This window comes from Mesorhizobium sp. M5C.F.Cr.IN.023.01.1.1, assembly GCF_003997585.1.
In the GTDB taxonomy this organism is placed as follows: Bacteria; Pseudomonadota; Alphaproteobacteria; order Rhizobiales; family Rhizobiaceae; genus Mesorhizobium; species Mesorhizobium wenxiniae.
The window spans coordinates 1-23,887 of record NZ_RZSU01000060.1; the positions used below are offsets into that span (position 1 = coordinate 1).

Annotated in this window: 21 protein-coding genes; 16 read left to right on the forward strand and 5 right to left on the reverse strand. The window is 64.1% G+C overall.

All coding sequences use genetic code 11. The features are described 5' to 3' along the window. Positions 1-340 (reverse strand): urate hydroxylase PuuD (locus EOA78_RS22075; RefSeq protein ID WP_206533475.1); only part of this gene is annotated, 340 nt, incomplete at its 3' end. A 139-nt stretch (positions 341-479) separates the two neighbouring features. Between EOA78_RS22075 and EOA78_RS22080 the strand changes: the two genes are divergently transcribed. From EOA78_RS22080 to EOA78_RS22090, 3 genes are all read left to right on the forward strand, one after another. Beyond that, complete coding sequence (locus EOA78_RS22080) at positions 480-1,400, forward strand: LysR family transcriptional regulator (protein WP_029347567.1); 921 nt, start codon at positions 480-482, stop codon at positions 1,398-1,400. 75 nt (positions 1,401-1,475) lie between these two features. After that, a complete protein-coding gene (locus EOA78_RS22085) occupies positions 1,476-2,498 on the forward strand; it encodes an LLM class flavin-dependent oxidoreductase (RefSeq protein WP_127316971.1) in 1,023 nt (340 codons plus the stop codon). Next, on the forward strand, positions 2,495-3,766 hold the full coding sequence (locus tag EOA78_RS22090; RefSeq protein ID WP_127316972.1) for an LLM class flavin-dependent oxidoreductase: 1,272 nt from the start codon (positions 2,495-2,497) through the stop codon (positions 3,764-3,766). The genes EOA78_RS22085 and EOA78_RS22090 overlap by 4 nt, the downstream gene beginning before the upstream one ends. 25 nt (positions 3,767-3,791) lie before the next feature. On the opposite strand, the gene xdhC is transcribed toward EOA78_RS22090, so the two are convergent. The 4 genes from xdhC to uraH all read right to left on the reverse strand — a co-directional run bounded on the left by xdhC (position 3,792) and on the right by uraH (position 9,143). Further along, positions 3,792-4,862: a xanthine dehydrogenase accessory protein XdhC gene (gene xdhC, locus EOA78_RS22095; protein WP_127317003.1), complete on the reverse strand. Its 1,071-nt coding sequence runs from the start codon at positions 4,860-4,862 to the stop codon at positions 3,792-3,794. A gap of 73 nt (positions 4,863-4,935) precedes the next feature. After that, positions 4,936-7,284, reverse strand: a complete 2,349-nt coding sequence (gene xdhB, locus EOA78_RS22100; protein ID WP_127316973.1) for a xanthine dehydrogenase molybdopterin binding subunit — start codon at positions 7,282-7,284, stop codon at positions 4,936-4,938. Then, on the reverse strand, positions 7,284-8,765 hold the full coding sequence (gene xdhA, locus EOA78_RS22105; RefSeq protein WP_127316974.1) for a xanthine dehydrogenase small subunit: 1,482 nt from the start codon (positions 8,763-8,765) through the stop codon (positions 7,284-7,286). The genes xdhB and xdhA overlap by 1 nt, the downstream gene beginning before the upstream one ends. Before the next feature lie 3 nt (positions 8,766-8,768). Next, the gene (gene uraH / locus EOA78_RS22110) at positions 8,769-9,143 is read right to left on the reverse strand and encodes a hydroxyisourate hydrolase (RefSeq protein WP_029347558.1); all 375 of its coding nucleotides are present in this window, start codon (positions 9,141-9,143) and stop codon (positions 8,769-8,771) included. A 193-nt stretch (positions 9,144-9,336) separates the two neighbouring features. Here uraH and puuE point away from each other — a divergent pair, with 193 nt between their 5' ends. The 13 genes from puuE to EOA78_RS22175 all read left to right on the forward strand — a co-directional run bounded on the left by puuE (position 9,337) and on the right by EOA78_RS22175 (position 23,866). Beyond that, complete coding sequence (gene puuE, locus EOA78_RS22115; RefSeq protein WP_127316975.1) at positions 9,337-10,770, forward strand: allantoinase PuuE; 1,434 nt, start codon at positions 9,337-9,339, stop codon at positions 10,768-10,770. 46 nt (positions 10,771-10,816) lie between these two features. After that, positions 10,817-11,680 carry a bifunctional allantoicase/(S)-ureidoglycine aminohydrolase gene (locus EOA78_RS22120; protein ID WP_127316976.1) on the forward strand — a complete coding sequence of 288 codons (864 nt, stop codon included), beginning with the start codon at positions 10,817-10,819 and terminating at the stop codon, positions 11,678-11,680. After that, on the forward strand, positions 11,677-12,180 hold the full coding sequence (locus EOA78_RS22125; RefSeq protein ID WP_127316977.1) for an ureidoglycolate lyase: 504 nt from the start codon (positions 11,677-11,679) through the stop codon (positions 12,178-12,180). Before EOA78_RS22120 ends, EOA78_RS22125 begins: the two co-directional genes overlap by 4 nt. Beyond that, entirely contained in the window at positions 12,180-12,773 is a 594-nt protein-coding gene (locus EOA78_RS22130; protein ID WP_127316978.1) for a nucleoside deaminase, read from the forward strand. Before EOA78_RS22125 ends, EOA78_RS22130 begins: the two co-directional genes overlap by 1 nt. A gap of 83 nt (positions 12,774-12,856) precedes the next feature. After that, positions 12,857-14,842, forward strand: coding sequence for a CocE/NonD family hydrolase (locus EOA78_RS22135; protein WP_127316979.1), 1,986 nt, complete (start codon positions 12,857-12,859; stop codon positions 14,840-14,842). A 155-nt stretch (positions 14,843-14,997) separates the two neighbouring features. Continuing rightward, the gene (locus EOA78_RS22140; RefSeq protein ID WP_127316980.1) at positions 14,998-16,584 is read left to right on the forward strand and encodes an ABC transporter substrate-binding protein; all 1,587 of its coding nucleotides are present in this window, start codon (positions 14,998-15,000) and stop codon (positions 16,582-16,584) included. 16 nt (positions 16,585-16,600) lie between these two features. After that, positions 16,601-17,560 (forward strand): ABC transporter permease, encoded by a 960-nt coding sequence (locus EOA78_RS22145; RefSeq protein WP_127316981.1) that lies wholly within the window; start codon positions 16,601-16,603, stop codon positions 17,558-17,560. Between the two features lie 10 nt (positions 17,561-17,570). After that, positions 17,571-18,395 carry an ABC transporter permease gene (locus EOA78_RS22150; RefSeq protein WP_127316982.1) on the forward strand — a complete coding sequence of 275 codons (825 nt, stop codon included), beginning with the start codon at positions 17,571-17,573 and terminating at the stop codon, positions 18,393-18,395. Beyond that, entirely contained in the window at positions 18,395-20,047 is a 1,653-nt protein-coding gene (locus EOA78_RS22155; protein ID WP_127316983.1) for an ABC transporter ATP-binding protein, read from the forward strand. The genes EOA78_RS22150 and EOA78_RS22155 overlap by 1 nt, the downstream gene beginning before the upstream one ends. Positions 20,048-20,055: 8 nt before the next feature. Next, on the forward strand, positions 20,056-20,895 hold the full coding sequence (locus EOA78_RS22160) for an alkaline phosphatase family protein (protein ID WP_127316984.1): 840 nt from the start codon (positions 20,056-20,058) through the stop codon (positions 20,893-20,895). A 277-nt stretch (positions 20,896-21,172) separates the two neighbouring features. Beyond that, positions 21,173-21,739, forward strand: a complete 567-nt coding sequence (locus EOA78_RS22165) for a sigma-70 family RNA polymerase sigma factor (protein WP_127316985.1) — start codon at positions 21,173-21,175, stop codon at positions 21,737-21,739. Further along, positions 21,736-22,404 (forward strand): anti-sigma factor, encoded by a 669-nt coding sequence (locus tag EOA78_RS22170; protein WP_127316986.1) that lies wholly within the window; start codon positions 21,736-21,738, stop codon positions 22,402-22,404. The genes EOA78_RS22165 and EOA78_RS22170 overlap by 4 nt, the downstream gene beginning before the upstream one ends. Then, a complete protein-coding gene (locus EOA78_RS22175) occupies positions 22,394-23,866 on the forward strand; it encodes a S8 family serine peptidase (RefSeq protein ID WP_127316987.1) in 1,473 nt (490 codons plus the stop codon). The genes EOA78_RS22170 and EOA78_RS22175 overlap by 11 nt, the downstream gene beginning before the upstream one ends. The last annotated feature ends 21 nt before the right edge of the window (positions 23,867-23,887 follow it).

Consider the following 23,887-nt stretch of genomic DNA (forward strand, 5'->3'; position numbering starts at 1 on the left):
CATTGGGATCGATCAGGAACAGGTCCGCCCCCGCATAGTAAACCACGCACAGCATGGCAAAGCCCGAAAGCCAGGTGGCGTAGGATTCCCATTTGAACCAGGTCAGATGCTCGGGCATTTCGGCCGGCGCCACCAGATATTTCTGGATGTGATAGAAGCCGCCGCCATGCACCTGCCATTCCTCGCCGAAGGCGCCGACAGGCATGCCCGGACGCTGGCGCAAGCCAAGATCGAGCGCGACGAAATAAAAGGACGAACCGATCCAGGCTATGCTGGTTACGACATGCAGCCAGCGCACGGCGAAACTCAGCCAGTCCCAGAAAATCGCGAAATCCAACATTGAAAAGTCGTCCCTGCCGATCGGCTGACTTTACGGACTGGAGCGCAAACGGAAAGGGCCGAGCTGCACGATGACTTTCAAAAAAAAATGGAAAATACTAGGGTTATCCCTACGCAGCCGTATGAGAGCCCTAAGCCGCATGGCCTACCTCGACAACATCGCCGTTTTCGTCCGCGTCGTCGAGCTTGGCAATCTATCGGCGGCGGGCCGCGACATGCGAATTTCGCCGGCGGTCGCCTCCAACCGCATCAAGGAGCTCGAAAAGCACCTTGGTGTCAGGCTGTTCAACCGCACGACGCGGCAATTAATGCCGACCGAGCACGGCACGGTGTTCTACTCCGGCGCCAAGCAGGTGCTTGAGGCGGTCACCGAGGCGGAGGCCGCGGTCAGCGCTTTGTCCGGCCAGCCGCGCGGCACCATCAAGGTGACAGCGCCGCTCGGCCTCGGCCGGCGGCTGGTGGCCTCGGGCATCCCCGATTTCCACGACAAATACCCTGATATCGAGGTGCGGCTGAGGCTTTCAGACCACAATGTCGACATCATGAAGGAAGGCATCGACGTTGCCTTCCGGCTGGGTATCATCGAGGATTCCAGCCTCAGGATGCGCGGCATCATGGAGTGCGAGCGGGTGCTGGTGGCGGCGCCGAAATATCTTGAGGCGCGCGGTGAGCCGACTGAACCGCAGGAATTGATCGGCAAGAAGCACGACTGCCTGATGCTTCGCTATTCCGGCGCGCGCGAATACGTCTGGACGCTGCAGACGGCCGACGGCCCGCGGAAATTCGAAGTGCATGGGCCTTATGACACCGATGATGGCGACGTGCTGACCGGCTGGGCGCTGTCCGGCCGCGGCATCATCAACAAGCCGCGCTTCGAGGTCGAGCCGTTCATCCGCGACCGGCGGCTGAAGGTGATCCTGCCCGATACGCCGCCGACACCGGTGCAGTTCGCCGCCGTCTACCCGCACAAGAAGCTGCAGGACCCGAAGGTGCGGCTGCTGCTCGATTTCATGGCCGAGCGCTGCCAACGGCTGATCAAGGATATTCTGGCAGGCAAATGATCGCCGGCTGGCCGGTTGCGTCCCGTCAAGCCGGCGAAGATAGTCCCAGCGGTATTCACTCACCAGGGAAGACCGATGGCCAGCGGTGCCAAAATGCATCTCGCCGTTTCACTGTTTCCGGAAAGCGCTCTTTCCCCTCCATCCGACGCCGGTCCGGATTTCACTCTTCTGGCCCGGTTTGTGCAAAAGGCCGAGACGGCCGGGCTGGATATGGTGCTGCTTGCCGATTCCGCGCCGGCTGCAGGCGGCGACGCACCGAACCGGCAAGTGCCCTTCGAAGCGACGACCCTGCTGGCAGCGCTTGCGACGATTACCAGCAGGATCGGCCTCGTCGCCGCGGCGTCGACGGTCGCCCACCAGCCCTACAACCTCGCGCGCCGTTTCGCATCGCTCGACGTCATCAGCCATGGCCGTGCCGGGTGGCACGCGAGCATGGTCTCCGATCCGCGCGAGGCGACCAATTTCAGCCGTCCGGAAGGGTTTTCCAGCGACGATTTCCGCCGACGCGCGGAAGAATTCATCGGGATCGTGCGGGGCTTGTGGAGAGGCTGGGATGCGGATGCCCTGCTGTTCGACCAGCGCGGCGGCCGCTTCTTCGATCCCGAAAAGATGCAGCTGCTCGACTACAAGGGCGAGTTTTTCTCTGTGCGCGGGCCACTGAACGTTGCACGCTCGCCGCAGGATACCCCGGTGCTCGTCATGTCAGTCCTGTCGGAGCCCGACATGGAGATCGCCCCCCGCTTCGCCGATGTCATCCTGCTGGACGAGCCATCGATCGCGGGCGCGAAGCCCGACGATCTGAAGCGCCACGCGCTTGCGTTCGGGCGCAGTCCTGGCGCGACAAAGGTGCTGATGACCGTCGCGCCGGGTGCTGACATGGCCGCCAGGCCGGACCTGATCGCGGACAGGCTCGAAGAGCCCTTCCGATCGAAAAGCTGCGATGGCTTCAACATACTCATGCCACCGGCGCTATCTGTGCTCGACGATTTCGTCGACCTCGTGCTGCCGGAGCTTCGCCGTCGCGGCCTCCTCCGGTCGGATTATCCCAGCGCGACGCTGCGCTCCCATCTCGGACTTGCTGGGAGAGATGAACGATGACCGCCCATCGACGTCAGATGAAGCTCGGGGCGTTCCTGTGGGCAACAGGCCACCACATTGCCGCCTGGCGCCACCCAAAAGCGCATGTGACGGCAGGAGTCGACATCGAGCACTACATCCAGCTGGCGCGAACGGCGGAGGCGGCGAAATTCGACATGATCTTCTGCGAGGACGCCGCCGGCGTGCGCGAGGCCGATATCAACATCGCCAGCCAGACGTCACGCTCGATCGGCTTCGAACCGATCAGCCTGCTTTCGGCTCTCGCGGTCCAGACCAGCCGCATCGGCCTCGTCTGCACAGCGTCGACGAGCTACAACGAGCCTTACGGGCTGGCGCGGACCTTCTTGTCGCTCGACCTTCTGAGCAGCGGCCGCGCCGGCTGGAACCTCGTCACCTCGGCCAGCCACATCGAGGCCGCGAATTTCGGCTCGACCGGCCTGCGCCCGCATGCCCACCGCTACGAGCGCGCGCGTGAATTCGCTGCCGTGGTTGCCGCACTCTGGCGAGGCAAGCTTGACGGGGTTTCCGGACCGGGTCACGACGGCAGAAGCTTTTCGGTGCGCGACCCACTCGACCTGCCGCGCTCGCCGCAAGGCGCACCAGTCATGGTTCAGGCCGGAGCATCGGACGAGGGCCGGGATCTTGCCGCCCGGACCGCCGACGTCGTGTTCACGGCGGCGCAGACATTCGAGGAGGCGAGGGCCTTCTACGATGATCTCATGGGGCGTCTGGCGACCTATGGGCGCGAGCCGGACGACATCAAGATCATGCCGGGCGTCGCGCCAGTCGTGGCGGCAACCGAGGCTGAAGCCCAGGAAAAATACGAGGAATTGCAGGAGCTGATCCCTGACGATGTCGGCGTCGCGCTGCTGTCCAGCTATCTCAGTATCTCAGATCTGTGGCGCTATCCCATCGATGGGCCGTTGCCGGAGCTGCCGCCCAGCGAAGGCATGCAGAGCCGGCAAGCGCTCGTCATTGAGCAGTCGCGCCGAGACAACCTCTCCATTCGGCAGCTTGCGCGCCATTTCGCCGGCGCTCGCGGCCACTGGCGCGTCGTCGGAACGCCGGCCCAGATCGCCGACGAGCTCGAGGCACGCTTCGAGGGCGGCGCGGCCGACGGGTTCAACGTCATGCCCTCCTATTTTCCCGGCGAACTCGACGCCTTTGCCGGGCTCGTCGTGCCGGAGCTGCAGCGACGCGGCCTGTTCCGCACCGACTATGAAGGCAGCACGCTACGCGACCATCTGGGTTTGAAACGGCCGGAGTGAGCAGCACGCTGTGGGCGCTTGGCCGTCAGCCGGCCATCGCTTTGCCACGAGAGGCGGGGTGCGGAGCTGCTGATGCCATGGCATGCGCGGCCAGCGCCATCATGATCTCGGCGGCGGCCAGTGCCGCGATCACTTGCGGGCGCTTGTCCTTAACCGCATCACCGCCGATCGGCGAGACCAGGCGGGCAAATTCCGCCTCGCTGCCGTCCGCCGACTTCAGGAACCAGCTCCTGAACGTCGCCTTTTTGGTCTTCGAGCCGATCATGCCGACATAGGCGGCATCCCGGCGTTTCAGCGCCTCGGTGGCGATCAGGAAATCCAGCGCGTGGTCGTGTGTGAGGATCACAAAGGCGGCCCCGGCCGGGGCCTTGCGCACCATCGCCTCGGGCATAGGCGTCAGGCTGGTTTCGACGGTGTCCGGCATGCCCTCCAGCGCCTCGACCCGCGTCTCGACAACGACGACACGGACCGGCAGCAAGGCCACCGCCGAGGCCAACGCCTGGCCGACATGACCACCACCGAAGATATAGACATGCGGCAGCTGCGCCGCCTCGGCATCCGCCGCAGTAACCAACTCTCGCGCCAGCGCGGCATCGACCAGCCGGATCAACACCTCGACCCTGCCGCCGCAGCACTGGCCGATCTCCGGCCCGAGCGGGATGTCGAGCATGGCGCTGACATCCCTTCCCCTTGAGGGGAGGGTGGCGGCGCGGCCGTCGGGTGGGGCTGCCGCGGCAGTGCTTGACGCTCTGGCGGTGCCTTCTGAGACGACCCCCTCTGGCCGCTTCGCGGCCTGCCCTTCGCTATGGCTCCGGGCGTTCGTCGCTGAAAAAGCCAAATCGTTGGCTTTTTCTCGGCCATTGGCCGACCTCTCCTCACCCCCCTCAAGGAGGGAGAAGAGCAGCTGCCGCGCCTTGTCGATTGCCATGTATTCGAGTTGGCCGCCGCCGATCGTGCCAAAACTTGCCGCGCCCGAGACGAGCATGAAGGCGCCCTTCTCGCGCGGCGTCGAACCTTTTGTCCCGGCCACCTCGACCAGGGCGACCCGGCCGGCGTCGGCAAGAAAGGCTTTCAAGCTTTGCACTTTCGAGGTCATCATTCGCATTCCCTATCGGGAAATATAGAGTTTTTCGGCCTGAATTGCACCTTTCTGGGTTCGGAGGCCGAGTTCACGTGCCGGTCTTGGCTTCCCTCTTCAGCCGTTCGATCGCCATCAGCACACGCTCCGGCGTCGCCGGTGGATCGAGGCGCGGGCAGATCCGGTGGTCGGCAATGCTCGCCACCGCATCCGACAGAGCATGCAGCACCGACATGCCGAGCGGGAGCGGCGGCTCGCCGACCGCCTTGGAGCGGTGCACCGTCGGCTCGCTCGCTTCCGGCCAATCGGCCAAAGTCACGTTGAAGATCTTCGGCCGGTCCGAGGCCAAGGGGATTTTGTAGGTCGAGGGCGCATGGGTGCGCAGCCGGCCATTGTCGTCCCACCAAAGTTCCTCCGTCGTCAGCCAGCCCATGCCCTGGATGAAACCGCCCTCGACCTGGCCGAGGTCGATGGCGCGGTTCAGCGAGCGGCCGGTCTCGTGGAGGATGTCGGTGCGCTCGACCATGTATTCGCCGGTCAGCGTGTCGACCGAGACTTCCGAGCAGGAGGCGCCATAGGCGAAATAGTAGAAGGGACGGCCCTCCCCCTTGTCGCGATCCCAGTGGATTTTCGGCGTCTTGTAGAAGCCCGCCGCCGAAAGCTGGATGCGGGCCATGTAGGCCTGCCTGACGAGATCGGCGAAGGCGATCTCCTGGTTGCCGATGCGCACCCGGTTGGGCAGGAAAAGCACTTGGTCCCGCGGCACCTGGTATTTTTCGGCGGCGAAATTGGTAAGCCGCTCCTTGATCTGCCGGGTTGCATTCTGCGCCGCCATGCCGTTGAGATCGGAGCCGGACGATGCGGCGGTCGCCGAGGTGTTCGGCACCTTGCCGGTCGTCGTCGCGGTGATCTTGACCTGGTCGAGGTCGATCTGGAACTCTTCCGCCACAACCTGCGCCACCTTTACGTAGAGGCCCTGCCCCATTTCGGTGCCGCCATGGTTCAGATGCACCGAACCGTCGGTGTAGACATGCACCAGCGCGCCGGCCTGGTTGTAATGCGTAGCGGTGAACGAGATGCCGAACTTGACCGGCGTTAGCGCCAATCCGCGCTTGATGAAGCGGCTGTTGGCGTTGAAGGCTTCAATGGTGCGGCGACGCCGCGCATAGTCGCAACTCGCCTCCAGTTCGGCGACGATGCGGTGGATGATGTTGTCCTCGACCGTCTGGTGATAGGGCGTGATGTTGCGGTCTGAGGTGCCGTAAAAGTTCTTCTTGCGGATCTCGAGCGGGTCCTTGCCAAGGGCAAAGGCGACCTCCTCGATGACACGCTCGGCCCCCACCATGCCTTGCGGCCCGCCGAAGCCGCGGAAGGCGGTGTTCGACACGGTGTTGGTGTAGAGCGGCGCCGATTGAGCATGAACCGCCGGCCAGAAATAGGTATTGTCGCAGTGGAACAGCGCGCGATCGGTGACCGGGCCTGAAAGGTCCGCCGAGAAGCCGCAGCGCGCCGCGAACATGAAATCGACGCCGAGAATATTGCCCTCGTCGTCGAAGCCAACCTCGTAATCAACGAGGAAGTCGTGGCGCTTGCCGGTGGCGATCATGTCGTCGTCGCGGTCGGGCCGGATTTTCACCGCGCGGTGGTGTTTTTTCGCAGCAATCGCCGCGAGCGCGGCAAATTGGTTGCCTTGCGTTTCCTTGCCGCCAAAGCCGCCGCCCATACGGCGGATCTCGACCGTGACGGCATGGCTTGGCACGCCGAGCGCATGGCTGACCATGTGCTGGACTTCGCTCGGATGCTGGGTCGAGGAATAAATCGAGACGTCCTGATCCTCGCCGGGAATGGCCATGGCGATCTGGCCTTCGAGATAAAAATGGTCCTGGCCGCCGACCCGCATCTGCCCTTTGACTCGGTGCGGCGCCGCCTTGATCGCAGCCGCTGCATCGCCGCGCCTCAGGGTCAGCGGCGGCGTGACCAGCTTGTCCTTGCGGGGATCAAGCACGCCGATGTCGGTGACGAAAGGCAACTCCTTGTATTCGACCTTGGCCAGCCTTGTGGCGCGGCGCGCCTGCTCCCGGGTTTCGGCTATGACGCAGAAGATCGGCTGGCCGAAGAACTGCACCTTGCCGGCGGCCAGCACCGGCTCGTCGTGACGGCCGGTCGGCGAAATATCGTTTTCGCCCGGCACGTCGCTTGCCGTCAGCACGTCGACGACGCCGGGCGCGGCGCGCACCTCCGACAGGTCCATGCTGGTGATGGTGGCGTGCGTGGTCGTCGAAAGCCCAAGGCAGCCATGCAGCGTGCCTGCCGGTTCCGGCATGTCGTCGATATAGACAGCGGTGCCGCGGACATGCTTGTGCGCGGAATCATGGCGCTGGTCGGTGGCAACGCCACCGGCGATTTTTTGCGCCTTGAGGTTGGGAGCGTGCGTGGTCATTACGCCGCCTCGTACCGCGATATCTGGATCGGCGCCTTGGTGCCGCTGGTCTCGGCGAAGAAGCGCAACAGCAGGTTCCGCGCCGCCAACGCCCGGTATTCGGCGCTCGCCCGCATGTCGGTCAGCGGGGTGAAATCTTTGGCGTACTTGGCCATCGCCTGCTCGACCGTCGCCTCCGTCCAGGGCCTGCCTAGCAACGCCTTTTCCACGCTGAAAGCCCGCTTGGGCGTTGCCGCCATGCCGCCATAGGCGATGCGGATATCCGTCACCATGCCGTCGCTGGCCAGGGTCAGCAGGAACGCGCCGAGTGCTGCAGTGATGTCCTCATCACGGCGCTTGGTGATCTTGTAGACGGCGAATCTGGTGTCCCTGCCCGGCACTGGGACATGGACGGCCTCGACGAACTCGCCCGGCTGCCGATCCTGCTTGCCATAGCCGATGAAGAAGTCTTCGAGCGGGATCGTCCGCCGCGTGTTGCCCCGGCGCAGCGTCAGCTGCGCGCCCAAAGCGATCAGCGGCGGCGGCGTGTCGCCGATCGGCGAGCCATTGGCGATGTTGCCGCCGATCGTACCCATATTGCGCACCTGATCGCCGCCGATGCGATCGAATAGCGGCCCGAGCGCCGGGATGCGTTTCGCCAGCGTCGAAAACGCCTCCGTATAGGTGACTCCGGCGCCGATGGAGATGATGCCCTTGTCTTCGGAGATCCCGCAGAGCCCGTCGAGATTGCCGATGAAAATCGCCGGCGCAATCTCGCGCATATGCTTGGTCACCCACAGGCCGACATCGGTCGAACCGGCAACGATGGTGGCGCCCGGCTCCTTGTCAAGCGCGGCGGCAAGGTCGTCGGCATTGGCCGGCACTACCAGCCGCTGCTTACCGGAGCCGATCTCGATGCGCTCACCGTTTTTCATGGCTGAGAGCTTGCTCGTGATCGCCTTGCGCTCTGCCGCCAGCGGGTCCTTCGCCGCCTTGCCGTAACTGGAAATGGCGCGTGCCGCCCGCACGACCGCCTCGTAGCCGGTGCAGCGGCAGAGATTACCCTGCAGCGCCTTTTCGATGGCCGCATCCGACGGCTCCGGCGACCGCATCCACAGAGCGTAAAGCGACATGACGAAGCCCGGCGTGCAGAAGCCGCATTGCGAGCCGTGAAAGTCGACCATCGCCTGCTGCACCGGATGCAGCCTATCGCCGTCGCCACGCAGATGCTCGACGGTCACGACATGCGTGCCATCGAGCGAACCGAGGAAGCGGATGCAGGCATTGACGCTTTCATAGACCAGCCGGCCGGCTGAGAGCCTTCCGACCAACACGGTGCAAGCACCGCAATCGCCTTCGGCGCAGCCTTCCTTGGTGCCGCGCAGCGTGCGCTCGAGCCGCAGCCAGTCTAGCAAGGTCTCCTCAGGCGCAACCCTGGTCAGCGCAATGTACTCGCCATTAAGGATGAAGCGTATCTCATTGCGTGTCTTGAGCCCGGCCATATGTCAGCTCCCTCGATAAGTCGAATAGCCGTAGGGCGATATAAGCAGCGGCACATGATAGTGCACCAGCTCGGCCATGCCGAAGCGGATCGGCACGCTGTCGAGGAAGGCCGGTTCCGGCAGCCTCAATCCCTGCCGGCGCAGATAGTCGCCGGCCGCGAAGACCAGCTCGTATTCGCCGGTGCGGAATTCCGCGTCGGCAAGCAGCGGCGCGTCACAGCGGCCGTCGGCATTGGTGACCGTCGTCTTCAGATGCGTCCGCATATCGTCGTTGATGCGGTAAAGCTCGATCGACAGGCCTGCCGCCGGCCGGCCGGTCGCGGTGTCGAGGACATGGGTCGTCAGACGTCCGCCTTCGGCTTTCGACGTTTCCGCCACTGGCTGCTCCCATTCCCGGTACAGTCGAACATGCCCGATACAGCCGAACATGTTTGACGAATTGTGCGCCAATTAAAGGCGATGCATAAGTCCCGGTCGAGCGGAGTGCTGCAAAAACACTTTCAAAATTTTCGGGGGAATGCGCAAGCGGCGCTTTCGACTATCCTGATCACACAATCCGGCAGGAGCAACGATGCGGTACGAACGAGACATGCGCGGCTACGGCGCCAATCCGCCGGATCCGAAGTGGCCCGGCGGGGCGCATGTCGCAGTGCAGTTCGTCGTCAATTACGAGGAAGGCGGCGAGAACTGCGTCCTGCATGGCGACAAGGCTTCGGAAGCCTTCCTGTCCGAGATCGTCGGCGCCGCGCCATGGCCCGGGCAGCGCCACTGGAACATGGAATCGATTTACGAATATGGCGCCCGCGCCGGCTTCTGGCGATTGCTGCGCCTGTTCACCGAGGCTGAGGTGCCGGTCACCTGCTACGGCGTCGCCACAGCGCTGGCGCGCTCGCCAGACCAGGTCGCAGCGATGCAGGAGGCCGGCTGGGAAATCGCCTCGCACGGGCTGAGATGGATCGACTACCGCGACCATGCGCCGGAGGACGAGCGCCGCGACATGGAAGCGGCGATCCAGCTCCACTACGAGGTCACTGGGGCGCGGCCGGCAGGCTGGTACACCGGCCGCACGTCGATCAACACCGTGCGGCTGGCGGCGGAAGAAGGCGGCTTCGACTATGTGTCGGACACCTATGACGACGAACTGCCCTACTGGTTCGAGCATGATGGGCCGGACGGGTCGACAAAGCCGCAGCTCATCATCCCCTACACGCTCGATGCCAACGACATGCGCTTCGCCACGCCGCAGGGCTTCAACTCGGGCGACCAGTTCTTTGCCTATCTCAGGGATAGTTTCGACACGCTCTATGCCGAGGGCAAGGCAGGCAGGCCGCGCATGATGAATATCGGTCTGCACTGCCGCCTCGTCGGCCGGCCGGGCCGGGTCGCGGCGCTGAAGCGCTTCGTCGACTACGTCAGATCGCACGACAGGGTCTGGCTGGCGCGGCGCATCGATATCGCCAGGCACTGGCAAGAGACCCATCCGTTCCGGCGGCCGGCGCTGCGCCCGTCGAAAATGGAGTTCGAGGCCTTCGTCCATGCATTCGGTGGCGTGTTCGAGCATTCGCCGTGGATCGCCGAGCGCGCCTACGAGTTGGAACTCGGCCCAGCGCATGACAGCGCCGGCGGTCTCCATAATGCGTTGTGCCGTGTCTTTCGCGGCGCCAGCGAGGCCGAGCGGCTCTCAGTGCTCAATGCTCATCCCGACCTCGCCGGCAAACTGGCGCAGGCCAAGCGGCTGTCGGCGGAATCGACGAGGGAACAGGCTTCCGCCGGGCTCGACGCGCTGACCGACAAAGAGCGCGAGTTGTTCTCCAAACTCAATGCCGCCTACGTCACTTCCTTTGGCTTTCCCTTCATTATCGCGGTGAAAGGCAAGACCAAGGCGGAAATCCTGGCGGAGTTCGAGGCGCGCAGCGGCAACAGCCACGACGTTGAATTCGACACCGCCTGCAAACAGGTCGAGCGTATCGCGCTGCTCCGCCTCCAGGACATGCTCCCACAATAGGCTTGGCTTCCGCATAGGCTTTGGCTTCGCAATAGGCTTTGAACTCATGGACACGATCAAGATGGCCGACCGATTCTACTACGCGCCGCAGGGCGGCCACCCCGGCCAGAGTGAGCTGCTGACCGGCCGGGCTGTCTTCTCCGAGGCCTATGCCGTCATTCCAAGGGGAGTGATGCAGGACATCGTCACCAGCGCCCTGCCGTTCTGGGAAAAGACCCGCGTCTGGGTGCTGTCGCGCCCGCTGTCCGGCTTCGCCGAGACGTTTTCGCAATATATCGTCGAGGTCGCGCCCGGCGGCGGCAGCGACCGGCCTGAACCGGATGCCGGCGCCGAGGGTGCCTTGTTCGTGGTCGAGGGCGAGCTGACCGTTTTGCTGGCTGGCGAGAAACATGTCCTGCAGCCGGGTGGCTTTGCTTTCCTGCCGCCGGCCAGCGGATGGACCGTTCGCAACGAGAGCGGCGCTGTTGTCCGCTTTCACTGGATCCGCAAGGCTTACGACGCCGTCGAAGGCATCGATGTTCCGCAAGCCTTGTTCGCCAACGAACGGGACATTGCGCCCACGCCGATGCCGGGCACCGAAGGCAGATGGGCGACGACGCGCTTCGTCGATCCGGCCGACATGCGCCACGACATGCATGTCACCATCGTCACGCTGGAGCCGGGCGCGGTCATTCCCTTCGCCGAGACCCATGTCATGGAGCACGGGCTCTACGTGCTGGAGGGCAAGGCGGTCTATCGCCTCAACCAGGACTGGGTCGAGGTCGAGGCCGGCGACTATATGTGGCTGCGCGCCTTCTGCCCGCAGGCCTGCTATGCCGGCGGTCCGGGCCAGTTCCGTTACCTGCTTTACAAGGACGTCAACCGGCATGCCAAGCTTGGCGGCGCCGGCGTCGCGAGGCGCGCGCCATGACCCGCATCGTCGCCCGGCCGCTGACCCGCGAGACCTTCGCCGAATTCGGCGACGTCATCGATATGGGCGGCGACAATCACTACCCGATCAATGGCGGCAAGGCCGAGCGCTTCCACGACCTCGCCACCGCGCAAGCGTTGGGGCCGAATGCGTGTGTACTGATCTCCATGGTGCGCGGCACGCCTTACGATTTTCCGCTGAAGCTCACCATGGTCGAGCGACACCCGTTCGGTAGCCAGGCTTTCATCCCGCTGTCGCCACGGCCGTTCCTGGTCGTCGTTTGCCATGATGGCGAGGACGGCCCAGGCGAGCCGCACGCCTTCATCACCGCGCCCGGGCAGGGTGTCAATTACCCGCGCAATCGGTGGCACGGCGTGCTGACGCCGATCGGCGAGGCCCAGGACTTTCTCGTCGTCGACCGCGGTGGCGACGGCTCCAACCTCGAAGAGTGTCATTTCTCGCACGCCTATGAGATCGATCTCCCTGACGGGACCGCCTGATGGCCGACGTCTCGCTGATCGATCGCCTGCTCGACGTCATCGAGCACGACATCGTGCCGAAGACGGCGGAAGGCGTCACCCACGGCAATAAGCTGTTCGGCGCGGCAATCCTGAGAAAGGACGATCGCTCGCTGGTGCTCGCCGAGACCAACAACGAGACGGAAAACCCGCTCTGGCACGGCGAGGTGCACTGCCTGAAGCGCTTCTACGAAATGCCGAAGGCCGAGCGCGTCGATACCAAGGACGCTATTTTTCTGGCCACGCATGAACCCTGCTCGCTCTGCTTGTCGGCGATTACCTGGACCGGCTTCGACAATTTCTACTATCTGTTTTCGCACGAGGATTCGCGCGACAGCTTTGCCATCCCGCACGACCTGAATATCCTGAAGGAGGTCTTCACCCTCGACCCCGGCGGCTACAATGCCGAGAACGCCTACTGGAAGAGCTTTTCGATCCGCAGAATGGTGCGATCGCTGCCCGAGGCCGAGCGCCAGCGGCTGGAAACGCGGATCGGCAAAATCTCCACACGCTATGACGAATTGTCCGGCGCCTATCAGGCGAGCAAGGACGAAAACGACATTCCGCTGAGCTGACGCGGATTGACCAGCCGAATTCGTTGGCTGGCCCACGACGCGGCAGGCCTGGGCTCCATCATGCGGCCTGCCAGGAGCGCCGCATGAAAACCGTCACTGAATTTCCCCGCAAGGTCGTCGAATTTCCGGACATGGGCATCGTCATGCCGGATGGCTGCCGGCTGTCGGCGCGGGTGTGGATGCCGGCCGATGCCGGCGACGATCCGGTGCCGGCGATTCTCGAACACCTGCCTTACCGCAAGCGCGACGGCACGATCTTTCGCGATCAGCTGACGCATCCCTATTTCGCCGGCCACGGCTACGCCTCGATCCGCGTCGACATGCGCGGCAATGGCGATTCCGAAGGGCTTATGGACGACGAATATTCCGAGCAGGAATTGCAGGACGCCTGCGACGTGATCGCCTGGGCGGCTTCCCAGCCCTGGTGCAACGGCAATGTCGGCATGATGGGCATCTCCTGGGGCGGTTTCAACTGCCTGCAGACGGCAGCCAAGCAGCCGCCGGCGCTGAAGGCGGTCATCAGCCTGTGCTCGACCGTCGACCGCTATGCAGACGACATCCACTACAAGGGCGGCTGCCTGCTGATCGAGAATTTCGGCTGGGCCTCGACCATGCTGTCCTATTCCTCGCGGCCGCCGGATCCGCTGCTGGCCGGCGACAATCGCTGGCGCGACCTGTGGCTGACCCGGCTGGAGAATCAGCCCTTCTTGGCGCCGCTATGGCTGAAGCATCAGCACCGCGACGCCTATTGGAAGCGCGGCTCTATCTGCGAGGACTATTCCGCCATCCAAGCCGCGGTGCTGTCGATCGGCGGCTGGCATGACGGCTATCGAAATACCATTTCCCACCTCGCCGGCAATATCGAGGCGCCGGTCAAAGGGATCGTCGGTCCCTGGATCCACAAATACCCTCACTACGCCGCACCCGAACCGCGCATCGGCTTCCTGCAGGAGGCCTTGCGCTGGTGGGACCGCTGGCTGAAGGACATCGACACCGGCGTCGAAGCCGACCCGGCCTACCGCGCCTATGTCATGGACAGCGTCCGCCCGGCACGCTGGCATCCCGAGCGGCCGGGCCGCTGGGTCGCGGAACAAGAATGGCCGTCGTCCCGTATCGAGGCGCAAGCGATCGAGCTGATCCCAGAAGGCAGCGAGCCGGCCATCGTCGCTTCGCCGCAAAGTTGCGGCCTTGCCGGCGGCGAATATTTTCCCTTCACCTTCGGCCCGGAATTGCCCGGCGACCAGCGCCCCGACGATGCGCTGTCGGTATGTTTCGACCAGCCGGTGCTGACTGAGGCGATCGACATTATCGGTGCGCCGGAAGTGCTGGTCAGGGTTTCGTCGGACCGGCCTCAAGCGAACATCGCCATCCGGCTGTGCGACGTGCATCCCGACGGCGCGTCGGAGCTGATCTCCTATGGCGTGCTCAACCTGACGCACCACAACTCGCACGAATTCCCGCAAGCGCTGGTGCCAGGCGAAACCGTCAGCGCCCGGGTGGTGCTCGACCAATGCGCCTATCGCGTGCCATCAGGCCATCGCCTGCGTATTGCCGTTTCGAACGCCTACTGGCCGATGATCTGGCCATCGCCGGATCCGGTCCGGCTCAACCTGTCGGCGGCAACGCTGAAGCTGCCGCTGCGACCGCTTGCGCAAGGCGATGAAGTCGGTTTCCCCTCACCGGAAGCAGCCTCGCCCTGGGCAACCGAAACGGTCCGCGCCGCCAATTCCGAGCGTCATATCGATCGCGACGAAAAGACCGGAATCATCACGCTTTCGATTGTCGACGATTTCGGCGAGGTGCGCGATCTGGAGCATGGCCTCGCCAATGGCAGCATTGCCCGTGAGACATGGGCGATCCATCCCGACAATCCGCTGTCGGCGTCGGGCAAGACGCATTGGACGCAGACGCTGTCGCGAAATGGATGGTCGGTGCGCACCGAAACATCAGCCGAGATGCGGTCCGACGCGCAAAACTTCATGGTTAGCGCCAGAATCGAAGCCTATGAAGGTGAGGAACTGGTTTTCGAGCGAAATTTCGAAGAGAAAATCCCGCGCGCAATGCTTTGAGCGCTTATGCGGATTGGTCCAATTGCGACGCACGATTTACGCCACGGCATGTCGCATTCGGTCTTGCTTACGGCCTTCCCTTGCGGTCATTATTCTCTTCACAAGAAACCATAAAAACGACCATAAGGTCGAACCAACAGAGTGAGGAACTCAACATGTCGAACGAACTGGAATTTCTAAGCCGGCGCGTCGCATCCGGCAAACTGAGCCGTCGTGACTTTCTCGGCCGCGCCGCCGCGCTCGGCGTCACCGCGACCTTTGCCAATTCGCTGCTTTCAAGTGCAGCGCGCGCCGCGGGTCCGGTCAAGGGCGGCACGCTGAAGGCCGGCCTGGTCGGCGGCGAGTCCACCAACAGCCTTGATCCGGCCCTGTTCATGACGCAGGTGCCGTTCGCCTTCGGCAAGATGTGGGGCGAACTGATCGTCGAGCTGTCTCCGGAAGGCAGTCTTGAGAACCGCATCGCCGAGGAGATCGGCTCGTCGGACGACGCCAAGGTCTGGACGCTGAAGATCCGCGACGGCATCGAATTCCACAATGGCAAGACGGTGACCGCCGAGGACGTGGCGGCCACGCTCGAACGCCATTCGGACGAGAAATCGAAGTCGGGCGCGCTCGGCTACATGAAGGGCATCGAGAGCATCAAGGCCAGCGGCAAGGAAGTCGTGCTGACGCTGAAGGAAGCCAATGCGGACCTGCCCTATCTGCTCAGCGACTACCATTTGATCGTCCAGCCCAATGGCGGCAAGGACAAGGCCGATGCCGGCATCGGCGCCGGGCCTTACAAGATCACCACCAACGAGCCCGGCGTGCGCCATGGCGGCGAGCGCTTTGCCAATTACTGGCAGGGCGACAAGATGGGCCATGCCGACCAGATCGAGATCATCGTCATCAACGATGCCACCGCGCGCACCTCGGCCCTGCAGGGCGGCCAGGTCAACATGATCAACCGCGTCGAGCCGAAGATCGTCGACCTGATCAAGCGCCTGCCCGGCGTCACCATCCGCAACCATGCGGGGCCGGGTCACTACGTCTTCATCATGCACTGCAACACAGCGCCGTTCGACAATAACGACCTGCGCATGGCGCTGAAGCTGGCGATTGACCGCGAGGAGATGCTCGACAAGGTTCTCAGAGGCTATGGCTCGCTCGGCAACGACTTCCCGATCAATGCCTCCTATCCGCTGTTCACCGAGATCGAGCAGCGCAAGTATGATCCCGACAAGGCCAAGTTCCACTTCAAGAAGTCGGGGCACGACGGCGCGGTGCTGCTCAGGACCTCGGACGTCGCCTTCCCCGGCGCCGTTGACGCCTCGCAGCTTTTCCAGCAGAGCGCCGCCAAGGCCGGCATCCAGATCGAGCTCAAGCGTGAACCGGGCGACGGCTATTGGAACGAAGTCTGGAACAAGCAGCCCTTCTGCGCTTCCTACTGGGGCGGCCGCTCGACGCAGGACCAGATGTATTCGACCGCCTATCTGTCGACGGCCGACTGGAACGATACGCGTTTCCTGCGCCCGGATTTCGACAAGATGGTGCTGGCGGCCCGCGCCGAGCTCGACGAGAACAAGCGCAAAGCGATGTACCACGACATGGCTGTCCTTGTGCGCGACGAGGGCGGCCTGATCCTGCCGATGTTCAACCAGTTCATCGACGCGACGGGCGCCAAGGTCGCCGGCTGGGTCGACGATCCGCATCAGGAGCTGATGAACGGCTACGCCCTGGCAAAGTGCTGGCTCGAAGCCTGAGCCCGGCCTTGCGGATATGTCCTCACCCATCGTGAAACTGGTGGCCCAGCGCATTGCGCTGGGCATCCTCTTGCTGTTGGCCGTATCGGTCCTGATCTTCGCCGGCACCCAAATCCTGCCCGGCGATGTCGCGCAAGCCATCCTTGGGCAGTCGGCGACACCGGAATCGCTCGCCAATCTGCGCGAGCAACTCGGCCTCAACGATCCCGCCTTTATCCGCTATTTCCGCTGGCTCGGCGGCGTCGTGACCGGCGACCTCGGCACGGCGATGTCGAGCGGTCAGGATATTGCGACGTCGATCCAGGGGCGGTTATGGAACACGCTGTTCCTCGCCTTCTGGGCGGCGGTCGTGGCCGTGCCGCTGGCGATCATCCTCGGCCTGATTGCAGTGCGCTACCGCAATGGCTGGGTCGACAAGCTGATCTCCGGATTGGCGCTTGCCTCGACGTCGTTTCCCGAATTCTTCATCGGCTACGTGCTGGTTTATTTCTTTGCCGTGAAATACCAGATCTTCCCCGGCATTTCGACCGTCTATGACGGAATGCCTTTCGGCGAGCGCATGCAGGCGATCATGCTGCCGGCGGCGGCACTGACGCTGGTGGTGCTCGCCCACATGATGCGCATGACGCGCGCCGCGATCCTCAATGTCATGCAGTCGGCTTATGTGGAAACCGCCGAGCTCAAGGGGCTTTCGGCATTTTCCGTCATCCGCAGGCATGCCTTCCCCAATGCGATTGCGCCGATCATCAACGTCGTTATGCTCAACCTCGCCTATCTGATCGTCGGCGTCGTCGTGGTCGAAGTGATCTTCGTCTATCCGGGCATGGGGCAATACCTCGTCGACCATGTCACCAAGCGCGACGTGCCGGTGGTGCAGGCGGTCGGCCTGATCTTCGCCGCCGTCTACATCAGCCTGAACATCATTGCGGACATAGCGGCGATCGTCGCCAATCCGCGTCTCAGACATCCGAAATAGGGGAGCGGGCATGCTCGACATAAAACGCATCCCCATCCCTGCGCTGATCGGCCTGCTGCTGACGGCGCTGTTCGTGCTGGCAGCGATCTTCGCGCCCTGGATCGCGCCGTACGGCAATGGCGAGATCGTCGGCGACGTCTGGGGACCGATGTCGGCGACACATTGGCTGGGCACCGACAATCTCGGCCGCGACCTCCTTTCGCGCATGATCTACGGCGCCCGCGTCACGCTGTTCATCGCGGTGCTGGCCACCGCGCTGTCCTTCTCGCTTGGCGCCATCCTCGGCTTCTCGGCGGCGGTTTTCGGCGGCTGGTTCGACACGCTTATGTCGCGTCTCGTCGATCTCCTGATGTCGATCCCGACGCTGATCATGGGCCTGGTCGTGCTCTCGGTGCTACCAACCAATCTGGTGACGCTGATCCTGGTCATGGGTATCCTCGACTCGACCCGCGTCTACCGCCTGTCGCGAGCGGTCGCCGTCGACATAAACGTCATGGATTTCGTCGAGGCGGCCAAGCTGCGCGGCGAGGGCAGCATGTGGATCATCTTCCGCGAGATCCTGCCCAATGCGTTGTCGCCGCTGGTTTCGGAACTCGGCCTGCGCTTCATCTATGCGGTGCTGTTCCTGTCGACGCTGTCCTTCCTCGGCCTTGGCGTGCAACCGCCTAGCGCCGATTGGGGCGGCATGGTCAAGGAAAACAAGGACGGCATCGTTTTCGGCATAGCGGCGGCACTCATCCCTGCGGCGGCGATCGCGATGCTGGCGATTTCCGTCAACCTTGTCGCCGACTGGGTGCTCAACCGCACGACAAGCCTCAAGGGAGGGCGCGGGTAATGGCCGACCAGCGACCAAAGTCCATGCTGCTCGACATCCGCAATCTGCGCATCGAGGCCACGGTGTTCCCGCCGGGTGAGGCGCCCAAGAATATCGTGCTGGTCCACGACGTCTCGTTGACGCTCGAAAAGGGCAAGGTGCTCGGCCTGATCGGCGAGTCCGGCGCCGGCAAGTCGACCATCGGCCTGGCGTCGATGGGCTATGGCCGCGGCGGCGTGCGTATCACCGGCGGCCAGGTCATCCTCAACGGCCGCGACATCCTCAAGGGCGGCAAGGAGGGCTTTCGCAAGCTGCGCGGCCGCGAGGTCTGCTATGTCGCGCAATCGGCTGCCGCCGCCTTCAACCCGGCGCACAGACTGATGGACCAGGTGGTCGAGGCGACGCTACTGCATGGCACGGCGGCACGAGCCGCGGCCGAAAAACGCGCCGTCGCGCTGTTCAAGAAGCTCAGCCTGCCGAACCCCGAAAGCATCGGCGAGCGCTTTCCGCACCAGGTGTCCGGCGGCCAGCTGCAGCGTGTGATGACAGCGATGGCGCTGTGCTCCGAGCCCGACCTGATCGTCTTCGACGAGCCGACCACGGCGCTCGACGTGACGACGCAGATCAACGTGCTGGCGGCGATCAAGGACGCCATCCGCGACACCCATGTCGCCGCGCTCTACATCACTCACGATCTTGCTGTCGTCGCCCAGGTCTCGGACGAGATCATGGTGCTGCGTCACGGCCGGCTGGTCGAATGGGGCGGCACCCGCCAGATCATCAAGGAACCGCGCCAAGAGTACACCAATGCGCTGGTCTCGGTGCATGAGATCGAGCACCAGGAGCAGAAGCCCGGCACGACGCCGTTCCTGTCTGTCAAGAACATCACCGCCGCCTATGGCCGCAGCCATGTCAAGGTGCTGAAGAACGTCTCGGTCGACATCTATCCGGGCCAGACGCTGGCTGTCGTCGGCGAGTCCGGTTCGGGCAAGTCGACACTGGCGCGCGCCATCACCGGCCTTCTGCCGCCCGAAGAGGGCACCGTCACCTTCGATGGACGTCCGCTCGCCAACCGGCTCGCCGACAGGCCCAAGGAGGATCTGCGGCAATTGCAGATGATCTACCAGATGGCCGACGTGGCGATGAACCCACGCCAGACCGTCGGCACCATCATCGGCCGGCCGCTCGAATTCTATTTCGGTCTGCGTGGAAGACAGCGTGACGCCCGCGTCGCCGAGCTGCTCGACAAAATCGAGATGGGCAAGGGTTTCATCGACCGCTACCCGGCCGAGCTTTCCGGGGGGCAGAAGCAGCGCGTCTGCATCGCCCGCTCGCTCGCCGCCAAGCCGAAGCTGATCATCTGCGACGAGGTGACCTCGGCGCTCGACCCGCTGGTGGCCAACGGCATCCTGAAACTGTTGCTCGAGCTGCAGAAAGAGGAAAACGTCGCCTATCTGTTCATCACCCACGACCTCGCCACGGTGAAGTCGATCGCCGATTCGATCGCGGTGATGTATCGCGGCGAGGTGGTGCGCTACGGCGCTAAGAGCCAGGTGCTGGCGCCGCCGTTCGATGCCTACACCGACCTTCTCTTGTCCTCAGTCCCCGAAATGGAGATTGGCTGGCTGGAAAAGGCGATCAAGGGACGGCGCATGGCCAGCGCGGGGAACTAGACACCCCGGTGGCGCTGACGACAAAACTTCTGCTGATCATCCTCGACGGCGTGCCTTACCGCAACTGGCGCCGGCTGATGGGCAATCTCGAAGGCTGGGTGCTATCGGGCGAAGCACGTGTCTGGAAGATGCGTTCCGTGCTGCCGTCGACCTCGGCCTGCTGCTATGCCTCGATCCACACCGGCGTGGCGCCGCAGGTGCATGGTATCCTGACCAACGAGAACCGGTTTCGCGTCGAGCAACCGGATATCTTCTCCGAGGTCAGCAAGGCCGGTGGGAAGACCGGCGCGGTCACCCATTCCTACTGGTCCGAATTCTTCCGGGGTTATCCTTTCGATCTGGTCGAGGATATGGAATTCGACGAGCCGGGCGGGCCGATCACGCATGGCCGTTTCCACACCATGACCGGCTACAACGCCCGCAACCAGATGACGCCGAGCGACATCGACCTGTTCGCGACGCTGACCATGCTGACCAGGCGCCACGGCATCGACTATGGCATCCTGCATACCTGCACGCTGGACTCGATGGGCCACCGCTTCGGCCACGACTGCCACGAGATGGACCATGCCGTTTATGCGATGGACGGCATGCTGGCCACCTTCCTGCCGCGCTGGCGGGAAGCCGGCTACGAGGTGATCGTCACCGCCGATCACGGCCAGACCGATCGCGGCCATCATGGCGGCCATGGCGACGAGATGCAGGATTTTGCTCTGTACTATTTCGGACAGGGCAAGGGTCCGGAGGCCGATACGCTGCTCGACCAGTTGCAGCTTGCGCCGACGGTGCTTGCGCGCCTTGGCGTGCCGGTGCCCGCGACAATGAAGGCACGGCCGTTTTTGAGCTGATGGAGGCGACCACCAACCTTCGCGCCCCCTTTCCCCGTCCCTTACGGGGAGTGGGTAAGGGTGAGGGGCAGCGCGAACGCTCAGTGTGAACAGCGAGCGCTGGCGCCGCCCCTCATCCCCCTGCCGGGACCTTCTCCCCGTATAGAGACGGGAGAAGGAGATCTCTGGCAACGTTGCCGCTCTTCGGCTAGCTTTCAGAGAATCCGGGCGGAAAGCGGTGAACCTTTTGGGGCCGATCGGCGACAGAGCAGACAGGAGCCAGGCGGCTCGACCGGCCATGATGGCAGCGACGGAGACCGATCGCGCGCTTGTCGGCCGGGTCGCGCAGGGCGACCGTGCCGCCGTGCGGCTCCTGTTCATGCGCCACCACGCGCGGGTCTATCGGTTCGTGGTGCGCCAGACGGGATCGGAAATGATGGCCGACGATATCGCCAACGAGGTGTTTCTCGAACTCTGGCGCCAGGCGCCCGGCTTTGAGGGGCGCTCGGAAGTCTCGACATGGCTGCTCGGCATCGCCCGCTTCAAGGCGCTGTCGTCGCTGCGCAAGAAAAAGGAAGACTGGATCGACGACGATGACGCGGCCCAGATCGCCGACGGCGCCGATACGCCGGAAGTCGTCACCATGAAGGAAGACAAGGGCGCCGCCTTGCGGCGCTTTGTCGATGCCTTGCCGGAAGAGCACCGCACGGTGATCGACCTTGCCTATTACCATGGACAGTCGGTGAGCGAGATCGGCGAGGTGCTCGGCATTCCGGTCGCCACCGTCAAGACCAGGATGTTCTACGCCCGCAAGAAACTCGGCGAGGCCCTCAAGGCCGCCGGTTACGACAGGGGGTGGCCATGAGCGCCGCTGAAAAGATGTCGCGCCGCGATGAAATGGAAACGCTGCTGCCGTTTTACCTGAACGGCTCGCTTGAAGGTGCGGAGCTCGAAGCCGTCGAGGAATGGCTGGCGACCGACCCGGCAGCGCTTGCCGCACTCGGCGAGGCCGAAGCCGAATTCTCCAGCACCGCAGCATCCAATGAGGCGATCCGTCCGCCGGCCGGTGCGCTCAGCCGCTTCGCCCGGGCGCTCGACGCCGAGGCCGGCCCGGTGCGCGCGCCGGCGGCATCCTCCTGGCTGGCGCAGATGTGGGGCCGCTTCACCGCGGTGCCGGCCGGTGTCGCCTGGGCTGCAGCCGCGGCTCTGCTGGCGCTTGTTGTCGTGCAGTCGTTTGAGCAGCCCGGCGGCATGGACAGCGATTTCGAAATTGCCGGCCAGCAAGGCGATCTGGCGAAAATGCCGTTCGCGCTGGTGAAGTTCAAGCTGGATGCGAAGATGGCCGACATTGTCGCTTTTCTTGGCGAACACCAGCTGAAGATTGCCGGCGGGCCGACGGCGGACGGCGTGTTCCGCCTTGGCATCCCGGCCACGACTGCAGCCGACTATGAAAAAGTGCTCGGCCTTATTGCCGCCCAGCCTTTTGCGGAGGCTGTGGTCGAGGGAAGGAAACCGGTCGATGGCGCCTAGGGCGGTCGTCCGATTTGCAGCGCTCCTGGTGACGGCTGCGACAATCGCCGCTGCGCCTGCCTTGGCGCAGACAAATGACCCGAACCTCACGCAGACGGAAATCGACTGCCTCAACCGAGGGACGGCGGCGGCCGACTGCATCGAAGACGACACAAAGGATGGCGGCGGCGAAAAGCCTGGCGCCGGCCCCACAGGTGCTGTCTTTCTTCCCGCGCTGATCGTCGACCTGTTCCCCAATCCGGTCGGCGGCGACCAGGCTCCGCTGCCGACGCCCGATCCGCGCCGCGATCCGGCCAGCGGTGCGCTGCCGCAGCCGGTCCCGCCCGCCGGTGCGACAGCGATACAAGCCGCCGCAGCGGGCGGGCCGATCGTTTCGCCCACCGATCTCGTCGCGGCCGAGCCGCCGCGCGCCGTCATCGGTGATTTCGTGCCCGACGAGGTGCTGGTGACGGTGGATGGCGATGCCGTCCAGCAGATCGCAGCTTCGTTTGGCCTCGAGGTGCGCTCGCAGCGCCAGTCTCAACTGCTTGGCACCACGCTGGTGCGCTTCGGCATTCCCGACGGCCGCCCGGTCGGCGTCGTGTTGGCGCAGCTTGCCGCCGACGGCCGCACCTTGCGGCGCGAGCCCAACCATATCTACGCGCTGCAGCAGGCAGCCACCGTAGTCAATTATGCCTTCGAACGCATCGCGCTCGATTCGAGAGAGGCGAGCGGCGAGAATGTACGCATCGCCGTCATCGATACCGCCATCGACGATACCAATCCGGCGCTGTCCGGCGTCATCGCCGATCAGTTCGACGCCATGCCCGACGTGCCGATCGAGGCGCGCGATCACGGCACCTCGATCGACGGCTTGATCGCCGGCGTCGGCGCACTCAAAGGCATGGCGCCGGGCGCCAGGATCTATCACGCCCGCGCCTTCGAGGGCGGCAAATCGACCATGGACATCATCCTGGCGGCGTTCGACTGGGCGGCGGAGCAGGATGTCCGCATCATCAATATGAGCTTCGTCGGCCCGAAGAACGATCTGCTCGGCGTCGCCTGCCGCAATGCCCGGGCGCTCGGCATCGTGCTGGTCGCCGCCGCCGGCAACAATGGACCGAAGGCGCCCTACGGCTACCCGGCCGCCTTCGACGGCGTCATCGCGGTGACCGCCACCGATGCCAAGGACGGGCTGATGCAGCAGGCCAATCGCGGCGCCTACGTCTTCCTCTCCGCTCCCGGCGTCGAGATGGTGGCGCCGAGCGGCGCCGGTTCGGATGTGGTCACCGGCACCTCGTTTGCCGCAGCCATCGTGACCGGCGCCATCGCCAACCTGTTGCATGCTGCGCCGGACCGTTCCGCCGACTGGGTCGAGAAGGCGCTGGCCGCCACCGCCAGGGATCTCGGCCCCAAGGGACGGGACAATGATTTCGGCTATGGCCTGTTGGACACAAAGGCGGCCGAGGCAGCGAAAGAATAGGCGTAGGCTTAAACGCTTCTG